This window comes from Candidatus Poriferisocius sp. (genome assembly GCF_965219815.1).
Classification (GTDB): domain Bacteria; phylum Actinomycetota; class Acidimicrobiia; order Acidimicrobiales; family Bin134; genus Poriferisocius.
Genome location: NZ_OZ244791.1, coordinates 2302999 through 2325805, shown reverse-complemented (window position 1 = coordinate 2325805; position 22807 = coordinate 2302999). Strand labels below are relative to the sequence as shown.

Annotated in this window: 21 protein-coding genes and 1 pseudogene; 2 read left to right on the top strand and 20 right to left on the bottom strand. The window is 65.2% G+C overall.

The genetic code is table 11. The features are described from left to right. Positions 1-12: 12 nt before the first annotated feature. From ACOQPI_RS11145 to rpsO, 12 genes are all read right to left on the bottom strand, one after another. The gene (locus tag ACOQPI_RS11145; protein ID WP_420619712.1) at positions 13-1251 is read right to left on the bottom strand and encodes a competence/damage-inducible protein A; all 1239 of its coding nucleotides are present in this window, start codon (positions 1249-1251) and stop codon (positions 13-15) included. Between the two features lie 34 nt (positions 1252-1285). Continuing rightward, a complete protein-coding gene (locus ACOQPI_RS11140) occupies positions 1286-1867 on the bottom strand; it encodes a CDP-alcohol phosphatidyltransferase family protein (RefSeq protein ID WP_420619711.1) in 582 nt (193 codons plus the stop codon). 16 nt (positions 1868-1883) lie between these two features. Next, positions 1884-3140 carry a 30S ribosomal protein S12 methylthiotransferase RimO gene (gene rimO / locus ACOQPI_RS11135; protein WP_420619710.1) on the bottom strand — a complete coding sequence of 419 codons (1257 nt, stop codon included), beginning with the start codon at positions 3138-3140 and terminating at the stop codon, positions 1884-1886. A 10-nt stretch (positions 3141-3150) separates the two neighbouring features. After that, positions 3151-4197 carry a sodium:calcium antiporter gene (locus ACOQPI_RS11130; RefSeq protein WP_420619709.1) on the bottom strand — a complete coding sequence of 349 codons (1047 nt, stop codon included), beginning with the start codon at positions 4195-4197 and terminating at the stop codon, positions 3151-3153. A gap of 30 nt (positions 4198-4227) precedes the next feature. Beyond that, positions 4228-6597 carry a DNA translocase FtsK gene (locus ACOQPI_RS11125; protein ID WP_420619708.1) on the bottom strand — a complete coding sequence of 790 codons (2370 nt, stop codon included), beginning with the start codon at positions 6595-6597 and terminating at the stop codon, positions 4228-4230. A 151-nt stretch (positions 6598-6748) separates the two neighbouring features. Continuing rightward, positions 6749-8407 carry a ribonuclease J gene (locus ACOQPI_RS11120; RefSeq protein WP_420619707.1) on the bottom strand — a complete coding sequence of 553 codons (1659 nt, stop codon included), beginning with the start codon at positions 8405-8407 and terminating at the stop codon, positions 6749-6751. Beyond that, positions 8400-9293 carry a 4-hydroxy-tetrahydrodipicolinate synthase gene (gene dapA, locus ACOQPI_RS11115; RefSeq protein ID WP_420619706.1) on the bottom strand — a complete coding sequence of 298 codons (894 nt, stop codon included), beginning with the start codon at positions 9291-9293 and terminating at the stop codon, positions 8400-8402. The genes ACOQPI_RS11120 and dapA overlap by 8 nt, the downstream gene beginning before the upstream one ends. A gap of 9 nt (positions 9294-9302) precedes the next feature. Further along, the gene (locus ACOQPI_RS11110; protein WP_420619705.1) at positions 9303-9947 is read right to left on the bottom strand and encodes a MarR family transcriptional regulator; all 645 of its coding nucleotides are present in this window, start codon (positions 9945-9947) and stop codon (positions 9303-9305) included. Positions 9948-9951: 4 nt separating this feature from the next. Continuing rightward, positions 9952-10707 carry an SURF1 family protein gene (locus tag ACOQPI_RS11105; RefSeq protein ID WP_420619704.1) on the bottom strand — a complete coding sequence of 252 codons (756 nt, stop codon included), beginning with the start codon at positions 10705-10707 and terminating at the stop codon, positions 9952-9954. Between the two features lie 13 nt (positions 10708-10720). Beyond that, complete coding sequence (dapB, locus tag ACOQPI_RS11100; RefSeq protein ID WP_420619703.1) at positions 10721-11491, bottom strand: 4-hydroxy-tetrahydrodipicolinate reductase; 771 nt, start codon at positions 11489-11491, stop codon at positions 10721-10723. 63 nt (positions 11492-11554) lie between these two features. Further along, on the bottom strand, positions 11555-14125 hold the full coding sequence (locus ACOQPI_RS11095) for a polyribonucleotide nucleotidyltransferase (RefSeq protein WP_420619702.1): 2571 nt from the start codon (positions 14123-14125) through the stop codon (positions 11555-11557). A gap of 176 nt (positions 14126-14301) precedes the next feature. Beyond that, positions 14302-14571 carry a 30S ribosomal protein S15 gene (gene rpsO, locus ACOQPI_RS11090; protein ID WP_420619701.1) on the bottom strand — a complete coding sequence of 90 codons (270 nt, stop codon included), beginning with the start codon at positions 14569-14571 and terminating at the stop codon, positions 14302-14304. A 129-nt stretch (positions 14572-14700) separates the two neighbouring features. On the opposite strand from rpsO, the gene ACOQPI_RS11085 reads away from it, so the two are divergent. After that, on the top strand, positions 14701-15579 hold the full coding sequence (locus ACOQPI_RS11085; protein WP_420619700.1) for a ribokinase: 879 nt from the start codon (positions 14701-14703) through the stop codon (positions 15577-15579). A 42-nt stretch (positions 15580-15621) separates the two neighbouring features. Here the strand turns inward: ACOQPI_RS11085 and ACOQPI_RS11080 are convergent, their stop codons facing one another. From ACOQPI_RS11080 to infB, 7 genes are all read right to left on the bottom strand, one after another. Beyond that, the gene (locus tag ACOQPI_RS11080; protein ID WP_420619699.1) at positions 15622-16116 is read right to left on the bottom strand and encodes a hypothetical protein; all 495 of its coding nucleotides are present in this window, start codon (positions 16114-16116) and stop codon (positions 15622-15624) included. A 48-nt stretch (positions 16117-16164) separates the two neighbouring features. Next, positions 16165-17274, bottom strand: coding sequence for an LLM class flavin-dependent oxidoreductase (locus tag ACOQPI_RS11075; RefSeq protein WP_420619698.1), 1110 nt, complete (start codon positions 17272-17274; stop codon positions 16165-16167). Positions 17275-17329: 55 nt separating this feature from the next. Next, entirely contained in the window at positions 17330-18292 is a 963-nt protein-coding gene (locus ACOQPI_RS11070; RefSeq protein WP_420619697.1) for a bifunctional riboflavin kinase/FAD synthetase, read from the bottom strand. Positions 18293-18364: 72 nt separating this feature from the next. Next, positions 18365-19237 (bottom strand): tRNA pseudouridine(55) synthase TruB, encoded by an 873-nt coding sequence (truB, locus tag ACOQPI_RS11065; protein ID WP_420619696.1) that lies wholly within the window; start codon positions 19235-19237, stop codon positions 18365-18367. A 31-nt stretch (positions 19238-19268) separates the two neighbouring features. Then, positions 19269-19643: a 30S ribosome-binding factor RbfA gene (gene rbfA / locus ACOQPI_RS11060; protein ID WP_420619695.1), complete on the bottom strand. Its 375-nt coding sequence runs from the start codon at positions 19641-19643 to the stop codon at positions 19269-19271. 2 nt (positions 19644-19645) lie between these two features. Next, positions 19646-19939, bottom strand: a complete 294-nt coding sequence (locus tag ACOQPI_RS11055) for a DUF503 domain-containing protein (RefSeq protein WP_420619694.1) — start codon at positions 19937-19939, stop codon at positions 19646-19648. A 2-nt stretch (positions 19940-19941) separates the two neighbouring features. After that, positions 19942-21792: a translation initiation factor IF-2 gene (infB, locus tag ACOQPI_RS11050; protein WP_420621027.1), complete on the bottom strand. Its 1851-nt coding sequence runs from the start codon at positions 21790-21792 to the stop codon at positions 19942-19944. A 191-nt stretch (positions 21793-21983) separates the two neighbouring features. Between infB and ACOQPI_RS11045 the strand changes: the two genes are divergently transcribed. Then, a complete protein-coding gene (locus ACOQPI_RS11045; protein ID WP_420621079.1) occupies positions 21984-22346 on the top strand; it encodes a hypothetical protein in 363 nt (120 codons plus the stop codon). A gap of 259 nt (positions 22347-22605) precedes the next feature. Here the strand turns inward: ACOQPI_RS11045 and ACOQPI_RS11040 are convergent. Then, a pseudogene (locus ACOQPI_RS11040) lies at positions 22606-22770 on the bottom strand (translation initiation factor IF-2 N-terminal domain-containing protein); the annotation flags it as partial. Positions 22771-22807: the final 37 nt, after the last annotated feature.

The following is a 22807-nucleotide window of genomic DNA, read 5'->3' as shown; positions in this document are numbered from 1 at the left end:
CCATAAGGGCGTCTACTGCCCGGCGATAACTCGCATGCGGAGGTTGTTGAGGATGGAGACGGTGGTGAATTGGCGGGTGCGCTCGCGGTCGAAGGGGAATTTGACCTTGGCTGCCTCAACCTGGCCGTTCACCAAAGTGGCCATCCACACGGTGCCGGGGTCCTCCCCGTCTAGCGGGTCGGGGCCGGCGACGCCGGTGACGGCAATAGCACAGTCGGCGTCCAATAGTTTGGCGGCGCCGTGGGCCATGGCGGTTACGGCCTCTTCGCTCACCACTGGACCCTCGGGCACGTCTAGCAGGTCGAACTTCACGTCGCTGGCGTAGGACACCAGGCCGCCGCGGAACACGTCGCTGGCGCCGGGCACCGCGGTGAGCCGGGAGCCGATCAATCCGCCGGTGAGGGATTCGGCCAGCGCCAGGGTCCAGCCCCGGCTCCTCAGGGCGTCGAGCACGGCCGACTCCATGGTCTCGTCGTCGATGCCGAACACGATGTCGCCGATAATGCCCCGCACGATCTGCTCCTCGTTGACCAAGATCTCGTCCACTTCGCCCTCGCTGGGGGCTTTGGCGGTGAGCCGCACTTTGAGACCCTCCATACCGGAGGCCAAAAAGGCGATGGTACACCCGCCCACTTCGTCCAAGCGCTCGATCTCCTCGTGCAGCTTCTCGGCCAGGCCTGACTCGGAGTCGCCCCAAGTGCGCAGGGTGCGGCTCTTGATCACCGCGGTGATCCCCGCCCGCTCTTTGAGGTCGGGCAGCACGCACTCCCCCACCATCTGCTGCATCTCCCAAGGCACGCCGGGCACGGCGTATATGGCTTTGCCGTCGGTCTCCACCTTGAAGCCGGGGGCGGTGCCGGGCATCACCGGAAACACCTCGGCCCCGTCGGGTACGTCGGCTTGGCGCAGGTTGTTCTCGGGCATGGCCCGGTCCCGGCCTCCGAACACCCGAGAGATGCGCTCCACGATGTCGTCCCGCCGCACCAGCTCCACCCCGAGGGCGGCGGCGATCACATCCCGGGTGATGTCGTCTTGGGTGGGGCCGAGCCCGCCGCACATGATCACCGAGTCGCTGCGCTCTAAAGCCTGGTTCAGCACCGCCTGCATGCGCCCGAAGTTGTCGCCCACCTTGACCTGGTGGTGCGAGTCGATGCCGGCCATGGCCAGTTGCTCGCCAATCCACGACGAGTTGGTGTCGACGATCTGGCCGAGCAGCAGCTCGGTTCCAACTGCGATTACTTCACAATTCACGCAGGGAGGTTAGTGGGCCGCCAGCGATAGGCCGTTACTGGTCTGCGGGGGCGATGGCCCCGGCTCGCCCGTCGGCGAGATAGCGCCAACCGGAATAGACGGTGATGGCCACCGCTGACCAGATGGCCAGCGATACCGCCCAGTCGACATTCTCCAACGACGGAAGCGCGGCCACAGTGAGCGCCCCGCCTTGCATAAAGGTCTTGAGCTTGGCCGATTGACGCGCCGGCAGCGACAGCCCGTCTCGGGCCCACCGGGTGCGGACGGCGCTCACCAGCAGTTCCCGCACCGTGATGATCAGCACCGGCACCCAGAACAGGCGGTTCACGGCCACAAAGCACCAACAAGCCCCCAGGATCATCACCTTGTCGGCCAGCGGGTCCAAGAAGGCCCCCCAGCGGCTCTCGCTGCCGGAAGACCGGGCCACCCAGCCGTCGTAGTAGTCGCTGGCCCCCAGCACCCAGCCCATCGCCACCACCGCCCACGACGTCCCTGCGCTGTCGGAGGCAGCCAAGATCAGCACGAAGAGCACGGGCGACAGCAGAATGCGCCCCAACGTGATCAGATTGGCGGTCAACCGCAGATCAGCCCAGGAATAGGCCTCTACCTGGCTCATGGCGATACCGCCTTGCTCACGGCGATACCGCCTCGGCCACCAGGTCGGGACCCAGGGCATCAACCACCCGCACAGTGTGGAACTGCCCGACGGCCAGATGGTCGGGCACCGAAACCACCCCGTCGATCTCCGGGGCTTCTCGATAGCTGCGGGCAATTCCAGGCGTGTCCACCAGAACTTCGACTTCGCGGCCGATGAGTTGGTCACGCTTGGTTGCGGTGATCCTGTCTTGGACCTCCGCCAGCTCCCGGCGGCGCTCGGCGGCCAATTCGGCCGGCACCTGCCGGTCGAGGGTGGTGGCATAGGTACCCGCCTCGGCGGAGTAGGTGAAGAACCCGCACCAGTCCAAGCCCACGTCGGCCACAAAGTCGAGCAGGGCATCGTGGTCGGCCTCGGTCTCACCGGGGTAGCCCACGATGAAGTTGGACCTGAACACCGCCTCGGGCTGGCGATGGCGGATATCGGCCATGCGGGCGGCAAAGCGGTCGCCGTCGCCCCACCGCCGCATCCGGGCCAACAGAGGCCGGGACACGTGCTGAAGCGACAGATCGAAGTAGGGCACCTCGGTGGCGCAGATGGCGTCGATGAGCGAGTCGGTGAGGTCGGACGGATACAGATACAACAGCCGCACCCAGCGGACCCGGTTGCGAAGCGACTCCACCAGCGGGATGATGCCCCGCTCTCCTTGACCCTGATCGCGGCCGTAGGAGGCCAGGTCTTGGGCCACCAGCACCGCTTCTTGTACCTCCAGTGCCTCCACCTCGGCCACGATGGCCTCGGCCGACCGAGAGCGCTGGGGCCCCCGGAAGCTGGGAATGGCGCAGTACCCGCAGCGCCGGTCGCATCCCTCGGCGATCTTCACGTAGGCCCACGGCGCCTCAGCGGGCGGGCGGGGCAGGTTCAACAGGTCGAATGAGGGCAGCTCGGCCACAGGCGCCGAAGAGGGCTTCGCCCCGATGCTCACCGACACCCCGAACCCGGCTACCCGGTCGACCTCGGGCAGGGCCTCGGCCAGCTCAGCGCCGTAGCGCTCGGCCATGCACCCAGTAACTACCAGTTCGGCCTCGGCCGCCGAGGAGCGCAGCGCCAGCACCGTGTCCACCGACTCCTGGCGGGCCTCCTCGATGAAGGCGCAGGTGTTCACCACCACCAGATCGGCTTCTTCGGGCGCGGGGGCCGCGGCCATCCCGTCTCGGACCAGCAACCCCGTGATCTTGTCGGAGTCCACCTGGTTCTTGGGACACCCCAGCGTCTCAACCCAAAACCGGCGCACCGTATCGACACTAGGTGGCATCGAGGTCAGAACCACCAGCGCCGGACGCCTGCTCCACCAACTCCACCGCCGGCGCTGGACCCAAAGCCTCTTCCTCATGGTCGGAGATCAAAAACGGCAGCGACACCAGGTACACGGCCAAGAGGAAGGCGCCCTCCCACCAGCGCTCCAAGCCGTCTCCCCGGAACATGAACAGCCAGGCGGCAACCGAGATGCCCATCATGATCCACACCGCCAAACCCGAGAGGTTCCCGTCGACCAAGGGCCCGGGGCCCACCAAGGCCACTACCGCGCTCACCAGCAGGCTGTTGAACGTGTTGGAGCCCAAGATGTTGCCCACCAGCAGATCGGCCTCTCCCCGGCGGGCCGCCTGCACCCCGGTGATCAGCTCGGGCAGCGAGGTTCCGAACGCCACCAGCGACAGCCCCACGAATCCCGAGCCCAGACCCACCTCTTGGGCTATGTCCACCGCACCGGTTACCGCCAGCTGGGCGCCGACCACGGTGGCGGCCAGCCCCAGCACAGTGCGGACCAGCTCGGCAGGCTGGCTTATCGGCTTGTCGGTGTGGAGCACATCGGCGGAGCTGCCGTCATAGGCCGGCCGCCACAAGATGGCGGTCATGGCCACCACGAAGGCCAGCAGCAAGACGAAGCCCTCCCAGCGCTCCAAACCGTTTTGCACCAGCACCCAGAACAACCCTGCGGCCGCCACCGACACCACGCCCTCCCGCCACAGGGTGCTGTTGGCCACCCGGATGTAGCGGCCCCCCACGGCCACTGCTGCCACCAGGGCGGAAAAGCCCAGCACCAGGCTCAAGTTGGCCACATTGGAGCCGACGATGTTGCCCACCCCCAAATCGACGTTGCCGTCGGCGGCAGCCAGGCCCGACACCAGCATCTCGGGGGCGCTGGTGCCAAAGCCGATAACCAGCGCCCCGATCACGATGGGTGAGATGCCCCGGGCGAAGGCCAGCCGCGACGCGCCGATCACCAATTGGTCGGCACCCAAGGCCAGCACGAGGAGACCCCCCGCCAGAAGCACCGCTGCTAAAGCCACAGGAGGAGACTACCGACGCTCAGTCAGCATTCATGAAGGGAGCTCGTCGGGGGCCATCAGCACCTCACGGGCCTTCGACCCCTCCGAGGGTCCGACCACGCCCCGCTGCTCCAGCAGGTCCATGAGCCGGCCAGCCCGGGCGAATCCCACCCGGAGCTTGCGCTGGAGCATCGATGTGGAGCCAAGCTGGCTCTCCACCACCAGCCTCATGGCCTGAACCAAGAGTTCATCGTCATCGTCACCAGCCCCGTTCGCGGCGTTCGAAGGCGCTGGGGCCAGCGGATCGTCGTCGCCGTCGCCACCGTCGGTGGCCACCGAATTGGCCAGGCTGGGAGGCTCCATCGCCGCGGCCTGACGGCGCCATGCGCCCACCACGCTGCGAACCTCCGACTCGGTCACCCACGCCCCTTGGATGCGCTGGGCAGACGTGGAGGTGGGGCTGAGCAACAGCATGTCGCCCCGGCCCACCAGGCGCTCGGCGCCCTGTTGGTCGAGGATCACCCGGCTGTCGGTTTGACTGGACACGGCGAAGGCCAGCCGGGCCGGGATGTTGGCTTTGATAACGCCGGTGATCACGTTGATGGACGGCCGCTGGGTGGCGATCACCAGATGGATTCCCACCGCCCGGGCCTTCTGGGCGATGCGGCAGATGGAGTCCTCCACGTCGCGGGGGGCCACCATCATCAGATCCGACAGCTCGTCTACCACCACCAGGATGAGCGGCATCCGCTCCTTGGGCTCGGTGTCCTCGATCCCCAGTTTGCGTTCGTTGTCGAAGACTCCCCGATCGCAGGCCTCGTTGTATCCGTCGATATCGCGGACGCCCACCGAAGCCAAGATCTCATAGCGGCGGTCCATCTCCCGGCACGCCCAGGCCAGGGCGTTGGCCGCCTTCTTTGGATCGGTTACCGGCTGGGTGAGCAGGTGGGGAACATGCTCATACTGGGCCATCTCCACCATCTTGGGATCAACCAGGATCATGCGCACCTGGTCGGGAGTGGAGCGCATTAGCACCGAGGTGATCATGGAGTTGATGCACGACGACTTGCCCGCTCCGGTGGCCCCGGCAATGAGGATGTGGGGCATCCGGGACAGGTCCATCATTACCGGCTTGGCGTTGATGTCCCGGCCGATGGCCACCTCGAGGGGGTGGCTGGCCTTGCGGGCCTCGGCTGACGCCAAGATCCCGCCCAGCGACACCACCTGGCGGTCGCGGTTGGGCACCTCCACGCCGATGGCCTGGCGCCCGGGGATCGGGGCCAGGATACGGACGTCGGGTGAGGCCAGGGCATAGGCGATGTCCTTGCTCAAGCTGGTGACCCGGCTGACCTTGACCCCCGGCGCCAGTTCCAGCTCGTAGCGGGTCACGGTGGGACCGACCACCATCCCGACCAGCTTGGTTTCCACGTCATGGGCGGCCAAGGCCTGCTCCAGGGCCGCGCCCTTCCGGGTGGCTTCTTCCTGGCTGCCCTTCTGGGGATCAGACCCGTTCAGCAGCTTGAGTGAGGGGAGCTTCCATTTGGAAGACTTGGACTTCGAAGACTTGGACTTCTTGTCGCCGATGATGGTCGGCGCCTCCCACTGCGGCTCGTTGGAAGGCTCGGGCGTCGGGGCGGGCTCAGGCTCACTCCTCGGCTCGGCTTCGAGCATGGCCAGAGCGGGTTCGGGCTCAGGGGGTGGAGAGGGAATGAGCACGACCTCGGGTTCAGCCGAGGACGCTTCCGGTTCGTCCGGTTGGCCATCTTCGGCGGATGGTTCGGAATCCAGTGGCCGCGGTGCGGTGCCGGTCAGGAGATCGAGGAACTGGGCAAAGGCGGTCTTGAGTTTGGCGCCGTTCACCTTGCGGGCCCACGCCCGCAACGACACCCGAGTGAGTATCACCGACCCCAAGAGCCCGAATGCGCCCACCACCAGACTCGCGCCCCAGACGCCCATAATCGCGGCCAGCGTGCCCCCGAAGGCCAGGCCCAGCGCTCCGCCCGCCCCCATCAGCCCGTCGAGGTCTTCGATGCCCGGCCGGTCGATGGCGATGTGGAGCAGGCCGGTTACCGAGAGGAGCGTCAACGCGGTGCCGATGCCGAGGCGAACAGCCAGCACCAGATCGGCCCGAGCCGGGTCGGTGTAGGGGTTCTTGTCGAAATCGCCTGGGGTGCTCTCCTGAAACTCCTCATCAGGACGGGGACCCCGCAACAGCACGACCCCGATGGCCAATAGGGCGATCGGTATGGCGGCCCGGGCGGTGCCGATCAAGGCACCGAGGACGGTCCTGAGCCCCGAGCCGAACGGTCCGGCCACGTCGGCCCATAGGCTGCACGCCGCCACCAAGCCGGCGAGGATGAACCCCACGGCGATGATGTCGGCGCGGTGTCGAGCCCAAACCGCGGCCGCAGCCTGCTTCACCCGACTATCGGGAGAGGCTTCGGTTTTGGATTTGGACTTTGCGCTGGGCTTTGTAGGGGGCTTTCGAGCGGTTTTCGTAGCCACAACAACAACAAACGTACCATTGACAACACCAGTAACCAATGGTTTGGCCAGATCGCGGCCGGTTTGTTCAGAACTCGATGATGATGGGGACGATCATCGGACGGCGTCCGGTGTTGTGGTTGACAAACTGTCCGGCGGCCCGGCGCACCAGCCGCTCCAAGTCGCCATCCTCCCCTGAAGCCAGGCCCTCCTCCACGGCGGCCGCCACCTCGTCGGCGCCGAGCGATTCCAGATCTTTCGCCGCATCGCCCCCCACCCAGCCCTTGCTCTCGAACCGGGGCTGGGCCAGCAAGCGGCCCTCAGCGCGGTTCACCGCCACCACCACGTTGACCACTCCGTGGCTGCCGAGGATGGACCGCTCGCCGAACAGCTCCCTGCCGTTCTCGATCAACTGCCCGTTCACAAAGTAGTAGTCCCCCGAAGTGACCTTTCCCCGGTTGGCCAAACCGCTGTCGCTCAACTCGATCTGCTCGCCGTCGCGAGCGAGGACCACTCGATCCGCGGCCATGCCCATCTTCATCGCCAGATCGGCGTGGGCAACGAGGTGGCGAACCTCGCCGTGAACCGGCACAAAGAACTCAGGGTCGGCCACCGTGTGCAGGGTGCGGAGCTCGTCCTGCTTGCCGTGGCCGGTGGTATGGACGTCTAGTTGCCCGCTGTGGACCACTTCGGCCCCCCGATCCACCAGGTTGTTGATCATCCGGGCCACCCGGGCCTCGTTGCCGGGGATGGGCGTCGAGCTCAACACCACGGTGTCGTCGGGTCCGATGTCGATCCAGCGGCTGTCCCCGGTGGCGGCCATGGCCAGGGCAGAGCGGGTCTCCCCCTGCGAGCCAGTGGACACCACGCACACCTGCCCGGGGGAATACCGGTCGACATCGGCCACGTCGATCACCGCGTGGTCGGGCATCGTGAGCAAGCCCAGCTCCCGGGCCAGGGCGAAGTTGCGCTTCATGGACAGCCCCAGCGTGGCCACTTTGCGCCCCGACTCCACCGCGGCATCCACCACCTGCTGAACCCGGTGAACATGGCTGGAGAAGGCGGCCACTACCAGGCGTCGGCCGGGATGGGCGGCAAACACCCCTCGAAGCACCTCTCCAACCTCGGTTTCCGACCGGGAGCTGCCGGGAATCTCCGAGTTGGTGGAATCGCACAGCAGCAGCCGCACTCCGTCGGTTCGAGAGATGGCCCCGATCCGGGCGAGGTCCGTGCGCCGACCGTCCACTGGGTTCAGATCCAGTTTGAAGTCGCTGGAGTGCAAGACGACCCCTTGGGAAGTGCGGATGGCCGAGATCAACCCCGAGGGAACCGAGTGGGTGACGGGGATGAACTCGCAGTCGAAGCTCCCGATGCGGAGCCGGTCGTGGTCGCCGATGGGGTTGAGGGTTGTGCGGTCGATAACACCCCGCTCCTCCAGGCGGTTGCGGATCAATCCCAGGGTGAAGGGCGAGGCGTAGATCGGAAACGACAGCCATTCCAGGGCATGGGGCAGCGAGCCGATGTGATCCTCATGGCCGTGGGTGCATATGCAGCCAACGATGCGATCGGCGCGATCGCGCAGGTACTCCAAATCAGGGAGCACGAATTCAGCGCCGGGCATGTCCTCATCGGGAAACAGGATTCCGCAGTCCAGCAGGAGAACCTCGCCCCCGGATTCGATGGCCGCGCAGTTCCTCCCGATATCGCCCAACCCGCCCAGAAAGGTGATCTGAACCGGATCAGCCATCGGCACCGAGTCTTGTGCCGGCCAGCACCTCAGCAGCGGCCTCGGCCAAGCCCTCAGGCTCGACGTCCAGGGGTGGGCGGCAGCGACCGACCGGGATGCCGATAAGGCGCATCATCGCCTTGGCCGGAATTGGGTTGGGCGCTGTCAACCCCGTCTCATAGTCAAACGACGGCATGAGGCTGGCGTTGATCTTGGCCGCGGCCCCAACGTCGCCCCCCTCGAAAGCGGCGATCATGTCGGCGTGCTCGGTACCGGCCCAGTGGGTGGCCACCCCGATAACCCCCACCGCCCCCACCGCGAGCAGCGGCAGGGTGAGGCTGTCGTCGCCGCTGTACACCTCAAAGCCCTCGGGGGCCTGGGCGATGAGCGCGGCGGTCTCGGCGGGGTCGCCGGCCGCGTCCTTGATGCCGACGATATTGGCGACACCATGGGCCAACTCCAGCAGCGTGGCAGTGTCCACCTTTCGCCCGGTGCGCACGGGAATGTCGTAGATGAGCACCGGTAGATCGGTGGCCCCGGACACCGTGGCAAAGTGCTTGGCCAGGCCGGCTTGCGAAGGCCGGTTGTAGTACGGGGTCACCGACAAGATGCCATCAGCCCCGGCCTCTTGAGCCCGCTCGGTGAGCTCCACGGCCGCGGCAGTGTCATTGCTGCCCGCTCCGGCCACCACCGGCGCATCCACCGCAGAGACGACCGTGCCGATGAGGTCGATTTGCTCGTCGTGGGTCAGCGTCGGCGCCTCTCCCGTGGTGCCCGCCACCACCAGTCCGTCGCTCCCGTTGTCAACCAGCCATTGGGCCAGCGACGCGGCGGTCTCCAGGTCGAGCGAGCCGTCGTCGGCAAACGGTGTGACCATGGCGGTGAGCACCTTTCCAAATCGAGCCATGGGTTCTCCTTACGCTTCAGCGGCGTCGTCGGCCATCTCGGTTGCCCGATCGATCCCCAGGGTCACCAGGAGATCCTCGTGCAACTCGAACCACACCTCATGGTAGGAATCCATGGAGGGTTTCGTAAACCAGTTAAGTTCGCCGCCCTGCACACGAAGCAGCGCGTTGTCGAGCCGCCCTCCATAGTGGCCGAATCGGTCAAGGGCATCGGCTAAGCGGGCGACAATGGGCTGGACCCGCTGGTTGATCTCGGCCAGTCGGGCTATGACAGCGGCGTCGTAGTCGGGATCGGTATGGTCGTTGAGCGTCTGGTCGCCGCGTACTTGGAAATCGGTGCAGACCTCCTTCAACTGAGGGTCCAGCACCCGAAACAACTGATATTGCTCCTGGATGAGGGGTCTGGTGCCGGAACTCTCGATTTCGGCGGCCACTAGCCGCTCGGCCTCGGCCCTGCCCTCCCCGAGCAGCATCCACCCCTGGGCTCGCTTCCCGTCCCGGTAGCGCACCCAGCCCCTCTCCCCCAATTCGCTCAGGACGCCCGCGGCCTGTGTCGCCGACAAGCCGGTGGCCAGGGCCACAGATTCAGCGTCAGCCATGCCCTTGGTACGCAGCGCATAGAGGACGCGCCCCTCCATCCCAGACGAATACGGCACCAGATCAGACTACTTCCGCTTCTCGATCCCGGTCTCCGGGGCGGCCTAGGCGTCTCAGGATGAGGGGGTAGCCCACCAGGGCGATGGTGGCGAAGACGAACCATTGGACGGCGTAGGCCAGGTGAGATCCCTCCCCGAGGTCGGGAGGGGGAACGGGGACGGGCCAGTCGCCAGCAGGCGGTGCTTGAGCTTGGAGTTGCAGGTAGACCGGCAACAGGGCGGTATCGAGCTGTTGGGACAGGCGGGCCAAATCGGGGCGGGCCATCTCCGTGAGCACCCCGCCAGACGGGTCTGACTGCTGAAGCCCAGCGGCGGTGACCGTAGCCCGAACAAGCCCGATCACCTCCACCTCACCACCGGCAGAGGCGAAATCGGCGGGGGAAGTGCCGGTGCCAGCCCCGTGAGGGATCCAGCCCCGGTTGACCGCGACGGCCTCCCCGGTTGGGAGCCGCAGCGGGGTGAGAACCCAAAACCCGGCAGAACCCTGGAAGGTCCGGTTGCGGATCAAGACCTGATCTTCCACCTGGTAGACACCGACAGCCCGGACCGAGCGAAACTCGATGTTGTCCCCTATGTCGTAGTCATCGTCGATGCCGGCCAGGTCTTGAATCTGCACAACTGGGAGTTCGCTGCGACTGGTGATGGTGCTGTTGTGCTCCCGGCGCTCAGACAGCCGGTGGAGCTGCCAGAACCCAGCGGCGATCATGGCCATCACTGCCAAGAGCACCGCGATGTTCAGCAACAGGCGCCGGAATGACACAACTGGGTCGTCGCTAGATGTCCAGCAGGGTATCGAGGCCCACGATGAGCCCAGAGCGGTTCGGGGCCGCTTTCACCGCGGCCAATACGCCGGGCATGAACGAGGACCGATCGGTGGAGTCCTGGCGGATGACAAGGGTCTGGCCCTCAGCACCCAGGATCACCTCGTGGTGGGCCACCATCCCCCTCATTCGCACGGCATGGACCCGGATGCCGGTAGGGCCCTCCGCCCCCCGCACGCCGGACAGCATCTCGTGTTCAGTGGGATCGGGGGCCCAGTCGCCCGACGCCGCCGCCATCTTGTCCACCGTGAGCCGGGCGGTTCCCGATGGAGCGTCGATCTTGGCATCGTGGTGCAGTTCGATCACTTCAGCGGTATCGAAATAGGGCGCCGCGAGTTCGGCAAAGCGCATCATCAGCACGGCGCTGATGGCGAAATTGGGTGCAATGATGCATGCCCGCTCCGCCGCGGTGAACGCGGCTTGGAATCGCTCGAGGTCGGCGTCGGTGAATCCCGTCGTGCCCACGACGGCGTGGATCTGCTGATCGGCCAGCCAGATCAGGTTGTCGCGGGCTGCCTCGGCGATGGTGAAATCCACCACCACGTCGGCATCGGCTTCCGCCATTGCCTCTCGGTGGGCAACCGCGACCACACCGCCTGCGGAACCACCGGCCTGGATGGGGTCCACGGCGGCCACCAATTCCAAATCCGGATCAGCTGCCACCGCCTCACAGACGGTGGCGCCCATTCTGCCCCCCGCGCCGAACACCCCTACCCGAAGCATGGACGAGACGTTATAGGGCCGAGCGGAGGCAAACCGGTCGGAAAAATGGAGCCTGGGGCCAGGCTATCGAGGGGCGCGATCCCGGTCGCGGCCCCGACCGCCGCCCCGGCGATGCGAGCCTCCGCTGGGCCCGAGGTCGCCGAACTCGTCGCGTAGCTGCGACTCGAAGTCGTCTTCGAAGGAGGCTGCCTGGGACGGACCCTCCCAGTCACCTCGGCCCCGACCACCCCGATCATCGGAACGGCGGTTGTCGCGGCGGTCGCCGCGATCCCGACGGTCGTCCCGGCGGTCATCCCGGCGGCCCCGACGATCATCGCGATCCCGGCCACCCCGATCATCGGAACGGCGGTTGTCGCGGCGGTCGCCGCGATCCCGACGGTCGTCCCGGCGGCCCCGGCGATCATCGCGATCCCGGCCACCCCGATCATCGGAACGGGGGCCAGAATCGCGGTCGTCGCTGCTGTCGTCGCCGGTCAACTTGAGGCTGATCTTGCCGTTGGGATCGATGTCCTCAACGACAACCTCGAGGTCATCGCCCAAGGCCACCACGTCCTCAACCCGCTCCACGCGGCGACCTCGACCGAGCTTGGATATATGGACCAAGCCATCGCGACCGGGAAGGATGTTCACAAACGCCCCGAAAGCAGTGATGTTCACTACCTTGCCGTTGTAGACCTCGCCCACATCGGCGGTCGGCGGGTCCAAGATCAAGCGGATTTGGCGCTCGGCCTCGTCGACCTTGTCCCGGTCGGGTGAGGAGATGGTGACGATGCCGGCGTCTTGGGCATCGTCCACGTTCACCTCGGCCCCGGTCTCGGCCTGGATCGTGTTGATGACCTTGCCCTTGGGCCCGATCACCTCGCCGATCTTGTCCAGCGGGATCTCGAACTTGATGATCTTGGGAGCGGTGGGCCGAACGTCATCTCGGGGAGCGTTGATGGCCCCGGCCATGACCTCCAGAATCTTGAGCCGGGCGTCTCGAGCCTGATTGAGCGCTCCGGCCAGCACATCGGCGGGCAGCCCGTCAATCTTGGTATCGAGCTGCAAGGCGGTTACAAAGTCGGCGGTGCCCGCCACCTTGAAGTCCATGTCGCCGAAGGCGTCTTCGGCGCCCAGAATGTCGGTGAGCGTGGTGTACCGACCCTCATGGAAGACCAAACCCATGGCGATGCCCGCCACCGGGGCCTTTATGGGCACGCCCGCGTCCATAAGCGACAGCGTGGACGAGCACACCGAGCCCATCGAGGTTGAGCCGTTGGACGAGAGCACCTCCGACACCAGGCGCAGCGTGTAGGGGAACTCGTCCATACTGGGGATCACCGGCACCAACGCCTTCTCCGCCAGGGCACCGTGACCGATCTCCCGGCGCTTGGGGCCCCGCATGAAGCCGGTCTCCCCAGTGGAGTAGGGCGGGAAGTTGTAGTGGTGTATGTAGCGCTTCTTGTCGATGGGATCGATCCCGTCGATCATCTGGTCCATCCGGGCCGTGCCCAGCGTGGTGATGTTCAACACCTGGGTCTCGCCCCGCTCAAACAGCCCTGAGCCGTGGGCGGTCTCCACCACCCCCACATCGGAGCCCAGCGGCCGGAGATCGGCCGCGGCCCGGCCGTCGATTCGCACACCGTCGTGAACGATGCGGTTGCGCACGATGCTCTTGGTGAGCGAGCGGACGGCGGCCGAAATCTGCTTGTCGGCGCCCTCCAACTCGGTGAACCGGTCGGCCAGTGCGGATGCGATCTCCTCTTTGGCCTGCGACTCGGCCTCCTGGCGCTCGGTCTTGTCGGCAATCGACATCGCCGCGGCCAGCTTGTCGGCGCCGACCTCGGCCACTGCCGCTTCTACCTCGGGGGTGTAGTCCACCTGGAGGTCGTATTCCATGGGGGGCTTCACCCCGGCAGTGGCAATGAGACGGCGCTGGAGACCCACTGCCTCTTTGATCCACTCCTTGGACCGCTCCAAGCCCTCGGCCAGGGCAGCCTCATCCACCTTGGGGGCGCCGTTGCTGTAGTGCTCCCAGCCGGCCTCGGTGCCGTTGGCCTCCACCATCATGATTGCCACGTCGCCGTCGTCCAGAACCCGTCCGGCAACCACCATCTCGAACGTGGAGTCGGCGCCCTCGGCGTAGGTGGGATGGGGAATCCACTCCCCATCGGCACTGTGGGCCACCCGCACCGCGCCGATCGGGCCGGCGAACGGGATGCCCGAGATGCTCAGTGCAGCCGATGCCCCGTTGATGGCGATCACGTCGTAGGGGTTCTCCTGGTCGGCACCCAGAACGGTTCCGACGATGTGGATCTCGTTGCGGAACCCGTCGGGAAACGAGGGCCGCAGCGGTCGATCGATGAGTCGGCACGTCAGGATGGCCGATTCGGGGGCCCGACCCTCCCGCCGGAAGAACGAGCCCGGGATCTTGCCCGCGGCATACATCCGCTCTTCGATGTCGACGGTGAGGGGGAAGAAGTCGATACCCTCGCGAACACGACGGGCAGCCGTCGCGGTCACCAGGATGGTGGTGTCGCCCATGCGAGCGACTACGGCACCGTCGGCCTGTCCGGCCAGACGACCTGCCTCAAAAGACAGGGTTTTGTTCTCGGCACCGCTGACTGCGGCCGAGACGGTGATGGCTTCCGCCATTTTTGCTCCTCTCCGGACCACGCATGGTCCGAGCGGGCCGGACGGAGCCAGTTCCCAGTTGGAGAGGCCCAGCCTGACTCGGCCCCTTCAACTGGCAGCTGGCCTCTCTCTAGGCCCGCTTATCTGTTTTCTGTCGGTCGCCCGGGCGACACCCGCTTCTCAGCGGCGCAACACACTCAGCGTCGAAGGCCGAGATCGGCGATGATGCCGCGGTACCGCTCAACATCGTTGTCCTTGACGTAGTCGAGCAGCCGGCGCCGTCGGCCCACCATCATCAGCAAGCCCCGCCTGCTGTGGTGGTCCTTGACGTGAACCTTCAGGTGCTCGGTGAGGTGGTTGATCCGCTCAGTGAGCAATGCGATCTGAACCTCAGGCGAGCCTGTATCGGTGTCGTGCAGGCGACGCTTCTCGATTGTCGCGGTCTTTGACGGTAGCTTCTCGGCCATCCCTACTCAGTGTGTCCGTCGGTCGGAAAAAGGGCGATTGCACTGCTCCATGTCATTTGAGGCTGTGCCTATGCCCGGGGGACCCGTTCAAGCTACCACCCCAAAGACCAAAACACCTACCTGTGCGTTGTGAGGGATACTGGAGCCATGAAGGTGGTGTCCTTCGGCAGCCTCAACTACGACCTGTCTATCTGGATGGACCGGCTTCCGGGCCCAGACGAGACGTTGAGGGCCCAGCGAATGGAAGCGTTCTCCGGGGGCAAGGGGGCCAACCAGGCAACGGCAGCGGCCCGCCTTGGGGCCGAGGCGCACATGGTGGGCTGTGTGGGCGACGACGACCGGGGCCGCTGGTTGCTGTCAGTGCTCAACAGCAGCGGCGTGGACACCAGTCTCGTCCGCGTCTCCGAAGAACCCACTGGCACGGCGGTGCCGCTCATCACCCCGGCCGATGTCTCCATCGTGATTGTGGCCGGGGCCAACGCCAGCACCGGGGCCGCCGATGCTGACGCGGCCACAGAGGTCATCGCCGCCGCCGATGTGCTGTTGCTGCAAGGCGAAGTGGGGGCGGCTGGGGCTCGGCGGGCCGCCCAGGCCGCCCGGTCGGGGGGAACCGCGGTGGTGTTCAACCCTGCCCCAGTAGACCCATTTCTCGTCGAGGCCGTCATGCCGCTTACCGATGTCTTGGTGATGAACCGAGCAGAGCAAGTCCAGATCGACGCGATCGGCCCGGAAACAGGCCAATGCGACACGGTCATCACATTGGGCAGCCGGGGAGCCCAAGTGGGCGAGGTTGTGGTTCCCCCCTACCCCGCAGACGTGGTGGATCCCACCGGTGCAGGAGATGCCTTCTGCGGAGCCTTGGGCATTGCCCTGGCTGAAGAGCGCCCCCTTGTCGAAGCCGTCCGCTTCGCCAATGCCGCCGGCGCCCTAGCCGTGGCCACCCCCGGCGCTCAACCCTCCATGCCTACGAGGGCCGAAGTCAACGCCCTGCTCGGTGGCCAACACTGACCACGGGAGCTGCCCATCCTCACTTGGGTATCAGCATTGTGGCTATTCAGGTTCTACTTGGTCTCCAGAGTCTTCGAACGCACTGGGAGCAACTGGCTGAGTTCGGATGCTCAACTGATTTACAACCGCAACTAGTGCCACAAAAAACTGCACCGAGGCAATAACGATCAGAACCCTGGATACTCTAGCCGCGCCGATGCTATCTAAATCTCTCCAAACAGCCGCAACCAAGAGAATAAGAAACGCACAGGTTAATCCGTTGATGGCCAAAATTGATCCCGACCAGCCAGAAAAGCTGACACTATCTGATTCGGAATTACGTCCGGTAAACGCGACAAATAATGAAATCCAAGACGCAAAGACTAGTAGACAAATTATGGCAAGAAGTGCAGCGAATGGCTCAGTTCCAGGAGGTTCATACCTGTCTGCTGTCAGCATTACTTGCATTGGCCATACAAGAAAACTGGCCGCAAAGGACAGCAAGGCAAAAACTAAAGATGAGAACAACAATTTTCTGGTTTGCAGCGAATCGTTCATTTTTCTCCCTTCCTCGAGAGCAATTTGACGCTAACACATTGATGCGAGTCAGCGACTGAGGGCGGGCATCACGTGGGTGGCGGTAAGGCGGATGCTCTCCATGACCTTGTCATGGGGGATGGCGTAAGGGTTCATCATGCACAACAGCAGGTCGACGCCGAGGTCGGCAAAGCCCTGGCATAGCTCGATGCACTGGTCGGGGTCACCGGCAATGGCCACGCCCTGTTCCACTAGGTCCTCGATGCTGAACGTGGTGTCCCAGTCGGCTTCCGCGGTCATTCCGGGGAGATACCGCAAGTAGTTCCAGTCGCCGAGATCAGCGCCCTCTTCCTGGAGCATCTCAGCCACGCTGCCCACCAGCTTGAATGCCACCGTGGGATACCACCAGAACGATTCTCGGGCGTTCTCGTAGGCCTCGGCCGTGGTGGGCGCGCAGTGAAACATGGCGAAGGTGGCCACCCGGTCGTTCACATAGCCGCCTACCGGATTCTGGCAGGCCTCCACCGCCTCGCGGTACAGGTCAACCCGCAGGGCCAACTCCTCCAGCGATACCCCTGCGCTGAATGAGAGCAAGCCCATTCCCATCTCCCCCACCAGTTGATGGGTCTCGCGGCTGCCGGTGGCGGCCCACAGGGGAGGATGGGGTTTCTGCACCGGCTTGGGCAATACCCGACGGCGGGGCATCGACCAATACTGACCCTGGAACTCATGCTCGTCGTTCAGCCAGCAGCCGGCGATGTGCTCGACCGCCTCAGCCCACATGGCCCTGGTCTCCCGGGGGTCGATCCCGAATCCCTCGAGCTCGGCTCGGGTAGTGGAGCGACCGGTGCCAAACTCCACCCGCCCCCCGCTGATCACATCCAGCGTGGCGGCCGACTCGGCGCTGCGAACCGGGTGGTTGTAGGGCTTGGGCGTCAAGCGCACGCCATAGCCCAACCGAATCTGCTCGGTGAGCGCGGCCACCGCCCCGTAGAGCACCTCGGGATTGGAGCTGTGGGACATCTCCTCCAGAAAGTGGTGCTCGACCGTCCAAAAGCTGTGATACCCGAGTTGGTCGGCCAGCACTGCCTGCTGGATGAGCTCCTTATACCGAAGCTGCTCGCTGTCGTGGTGCCACGGCCGAGGTACGGGAATCTCCGAGAAAAGAGCTAACTCCATACCAGTCAGCAGGATGGCTCGGCCATCAAGATTTCCCGGGAGAGGAGAATGAGCTTCATGGCTTTTGGTGGGAAGGTTCCGCCATCAAGATTTCCCGGGACAAGGCGACGTCGATGCGGAGCTGTTTCACCAGGGGTTCGATGCCGTCAAAACGGTGCTCGCTTCTCAGCAACTCCACAAACTCGACTCTGGCCTCCTCGCCGTAGAGGTCTCCCTCGAAATCCAGGAGATGCGCCTCCAACAGCGATTGCTGGGCGTGCTCGTAGAACGTGGGCCGCCGGCCGATGTTGATGGCTGCCATGTACCGGGACCCGTCGGGACGGGTGTACCAGCCGGCGTAGACCGCGTCGGCGGGCCAGGCCATAGCCATGGACACCGGGATGTTGGCGGTGGGAAATCCGATGGTCATCCCCCGCCGATCCCCCAGCACCACCTTGCCCCTGATCTCGTGGTACCGCCCCAGCATGGCCGCCGCCGTGCGGACATCCCCTCCGGCCAGCGCCCGGCGCACGGCAGTTGAGGACACCGGCTCGGGCCATTTGTCATCATGATGAAGGAGCTTCACCGCGTGAACCTCGAAGCCCATCTCCATGCCGAATTTCCGCAATGTGTCGATGTTTCCCAGACGCGCCCGGCCGAAGTGGAAGTCTTCGCCCACCACCACGCTCCGAACCTGAAGCCTCTTCACAAACACCTCGCGCACAAAGTCTTCCGGCATCGTGTGGGCTCGGTCGGGAGAGAACTCAATCAGGTACACGTATTCGATGCCGGCCGCATCAAGCAGCTCCAGCTTCTGATCGAGGGAATTCAGGAGCTTGGGGGCGTTCTCCGGCCGCAACACCAGCGCTGGATGGCGGTCGAACGTGACCACTGCGGGGGCCACGCCCAGTCGATTCGCTTCGGAGAGAAGCTGATTGATCACCGCCTGATGTCCGACATGGACACCGTCGTACACCCCGATACTGGCCGCGGTTTCCTCAATGCCTTCGAAGCGGCCAAAGTCCTCGATGACTTGCACCGCTCTGCACGGTAGCGGGCGAAGCCTCAGAGTGGACAATCCCGATCACGGCAATGGCAAGCGCACCGGCCCTCACTGGGGGATTACAACTGCTGGTTTGACCACGCCAGGGAGATGGGCCTCATAGACGGCCAGGAGGTGGCCCTGTGGTCCGAGCACAGCCCACGGACCTTCTCCCTCCGCCGACAGCTCATCGGCTGCCAACACCTGTCCGCTCCCCACTCTCTGGCCGAGAGCCTCGTCGACCGACACCGCGGGGTAGTCCCGCAAGGCCTCCGCCATGGACAAGAGCACCGGCGCGTCCACCGGCCGGGCTTCGTCGACTGCGAACGAGCCGATGGCTATGCGCCGCAACACCCGAAGATGTCCGCCGCCCCCCAAGGCGGTGCCGATGTCGGCGGCCAACGAGCGGATATACGTTCCCGAGGAGCAGGTGACCTCCATCCGGTAAACCCCGGCGTCAGCATCCAACGGGGCTACCGCCAGTTCATGGACGGTCACCGGCCGGGCTTCCCGCTCGACTTCGACTCCTTCGCGCGCCAACTCGTGCAGCCGACGGCCCCCGACTCTCACCGCGGAGACCATTGGTGGAATCTGCAATATGTTGCCGACGAAGCCTGATGCGGCTTGGGCCACCTGCTCCGGGGTCACACCAGACATGTCGTGGACCGCGGTGACCTCACCGGCGGCATCCAGCGTGGTGGTTTCGGCACCAAGCACCAATTCGCCCACATACTGTTTGGGCAACGGGGTGAGAAACCGCAACAGCCTGGTGGCACGGCCTACTCCCAACAGCAGCACCCCGGTGGCATCGGGGTCCAGCGTGCCCGCATGCCCCACTTTGCGGGTGCCGAAGACACCCCGGGCCTTGGCCACCACGTCGTGGGACGTCCACCCAGCCTCTTTGTCGATGACCGCCAATCCGTCGACGGCACTCCCACTCATTTGTCGAAGACCGCCAATCCGCCGGAAGCGCTCACCTTTCGTCCTCATCAGCCAGGTCGCGGAGAATTCGGTCGACTCGCTCGCCGGCCGAGATCGACGGATCAAGGGCGAAAGTCAGGTCGGGAACTCTCCGCATCGCTGCTGAGCGGGCCACCGCCTGTTTGAGTTGGAGACGGTGCTCCTCCAGGGCCTCGAGGGCGGCAGAGGCCGCCTCTTCGTCTAGAGCGCTGATGAACACGGTTGCCCGGCTCAACTCGACGCTGGTTTCCACCCCGGTGATGCTGGCCAGCTCCAAGCGATCGTCGTCCACGCGGGCCAGTTCAGAAACCACGATCTCTCGCAGCAGCTCGCCTAGCCGGGCTGACCGTGAGTAGCGGGAGGGGCGCGATGGCCGATTGCGAGCCACGGCTATTCGTCTGTGTTCAGCCAGTGGGAGGAGGAGCTCACTACTTCGATATCGGGAATCGACCACATATAGCGATCCAACTCATCGGCGAGCGTTCGGCATTGGCTGGATTGCCCCGATACCACCGCCACGCCCACCTCTGCCCGCTGCCAGAGGTCGGTATGGCCGGTTTCTGCCACCGAGACGCCGAATTTTCGGGTTACGCCCGACAGGACAGGGCGCAGCACCGAACGCCGCTCTTTCAGGGAACGACAGCCCGGTATGTGCAAGTCGTAGACCACGGCAAGCACATGCATCGTCAGACTCGGGCGACTTCTCGCTCCTCGAACGTCTCGATGACGTCACCCTGCTTGAGGTCTTGGAAGTCGGAGAGGCCGATACCGCACTCGTATCCCGACTGCACTTCGCGCACATCATCTTTGAAGCGCTTGAGAGAGGACACTGTGCCCCGCCAGATGACCGCACCGTCTCGCAGGAACCGGACTTTGGAGCCTCGAGTGATGGCCCCGTTGAGCACGTAGCAGCCGGCCACCGCGCCCACCCGGGGAATCCGGAACACTTCCCGTACTTCGGCATCGCCGGTGACAACCTCTTCGAACTCCGGCGCCAGCATTCCCACCATGGCGTTCTCCACATCCTCGATCAGGTTGTAGATGATCTCGTAGGTGCGGATCTCCACCTTCTCGAGTTCGGCCAGCTCTCTCGCCTTGCGATCGGGTCTGACGTTGAAGCCGATGATGGTGGCGTTGGATGCGGCCGCCAGTTGGATGTCGTTGGCAGTTACTCCACCCACGCCCCGATGGACAAAAGCCAGCTTCACCTCGTCGCGGCCGAGGCGCTGGAGACTGTCCACCACTGCTTCCAGCGATCCGTTCACATCGGCTTTGACGATGAGGTTCAGCGTCGCAGTCTCCCCAGCCTGGATCTGGCTGAAGATGTCCTCTAGGCGCGCCCCGCCCGAAGTGGCTGCGGCATCCCGGCCCAAGCTGGCAATGCGCTGAGAGTGCTCGCGTGTCTGGGCGACCTTGGCCGCCACCTTCTCGTTGGGGGCCACCACGAAGGAGTCGCCGGCGCTGGCCACGTCGGAGAGTCCGAGCACCTGCACCGGCTTCGATGGCAGCGCCTCTTGAATCTGGTTGCCGCGGTCGTCGAGCAGGGCCCGGGCCCGTCCCCAGGAAGCTCCGGCAACCACTGGGTCCCCTCGCCTCAAAGTTCCGTTCTGAACCAACAGAGTGGCCACCGGGCCACGCCCGATATCCAAGTTGGACTCCAGCACCACGCCGCGAGCCCGACCGTCTGAGTTCGCCCGCAAGTCCTCCACCTCGGCCACCACGGCCAGTTGTTCGAGCAGGTCGTCGATCCCCAGGTTCTGAAGGGCGGAGACCTCAACCACGATGGTTTCGCCTCCCCACTGCTCGGGCACCAATTCATGCTCGGAGAGCTGCTGCATGGTCCGATTGGGGTCGGCATTGTTGCGGTCGATCTTGTTCACGGCAACCACAATGGGCACATCGGCGGCCCGAGCGTGGTTGATGGCCTCCAGGGTCTGGGGCATTACGCCATCGTCGGCCGCCACCACCAGCACCACGATGTCGGTGGCATCGGCGCCCCGGGCTCGCATTGCCGTGAAAGCCGCGTGGCCGGGAGTGTCAATGAAAGTCAGCGTTCGTCCGTCTTTTTCCACCTGATAGGCACCGATGTGCTGGGTGATGCCACCAGCCTCGCCCTCGGCCACGTTGGCGCTGCGAATCTGGTCAAGCAGCTTGGTCTTGCCGTGGTCCACATGGCCCATAACGGTGATAACCGGAGGCCGAACCGGGTTGCCGTCTTCGGGCTCTTCCTCTTCGAAGTCGGCTTCGAGCAGCTTGAGCAGTTCGTTCTCCTGCTCTTCACCGGGATCCACCAGCCGGACTTCGGCACCGATCTCCGCAGCAAACAGCTCGATCATGTCGTCGGTCAGAGACTGGGTGGCGGTAACCATCTCACCCTGCTGCATCAGGAAGCGCACCACATCGGCGGCCGTCTGGTTCAGCTTCGGACCCACCTCCAACGGCGTCGAGGCTCGCTCGATCACCACCACCCCAGTGGGCGCAGCCGCGTCCGTTGGGGTGTAGTCGGGGATGTTCATGGGCTGAAGGTCTTCGGCCACCCGCCGACGACGCCGACTCTTGCGCCGCCTCTGTTGAGGACGCTGGGGGCCGCCTCGACCTCGGCCGCCTGGAGCTCCCGTTCCACTGGGGGGCGCACCGAGCGCACCAGCGGGACCGCGGGCAGCAAGAGGGGCAGGAGACCGTCCTGGTGAACCGGACCCTGGCCCCTGGGTGCCAACTGAGGGTCGCATTGGTCCTCGAGGACCTCTTCGGGGGCTCGGTGCCGGACCCCGCCCACCCCGGCCGGGGGGCGGCGGAATCGGCTTGCCCGAAGAAGACGTCGGCGGGCGACCAGGGGGCGGCGGAATCGGCTTGCCCGAACGAGAGAGCGGGGGGTTGGTCCGAGCAGAGGCAGCTGGCTGAGCAGAGGCAGCTGGCTGAGCAGAGGCAGCTGGCTGAGCAGAGGCAGCTGGCTGAGCAGAGGCAGCTGGCTGAGCAGCCGGCGGTTCGGATGCAGGCCTCGGCACCGATCGCGGCGGTGCCGGTGGAGCATCGGGAGGAGGCTCGATCGACGGTTCTGCTGGACGGGAGCGGGGAGGCACTCCCCCACTAGAGGTAACCACCCGCGTCGGCTTGGGCGGCTCGGGCTCGGGTTCGACAGACTCCGGCTCTACTTCGGCCGCGGCCGGCTCAGGCTCGACAGGTTCCGGTTCCGGCTCGGGTTCTGGTGCGGGCTCGGGCTCAGGTTCCGGCTCGGGTTCTGGTGCGGGCTCGGGCTCGGGCTCGGGTTCCGGCTCCGGCTCAGGTTCGGGCTCAGGGGGCCGAACCAGGCCATCACGATGCGCTCGCCGGCGGACGCGGTCCGCTTGGGCATCCACGATGCTTGAGGAGTGGCTGTTGACGCCGATCCCCAGCGTGACGCAGAGGTCAAGCGTTTCCTTGTTTGTGAGGCCGAGCTCGCGGGCAAGCTCGTAGACCCGAATTTTTGCTGGCAAAAAGCTCTTTCTTAGTCCGTCCGCAGTGCGCGGCCGACCCATTTGGGTCGGGAATTTATTGTCTCACGCCTGCCCTTCA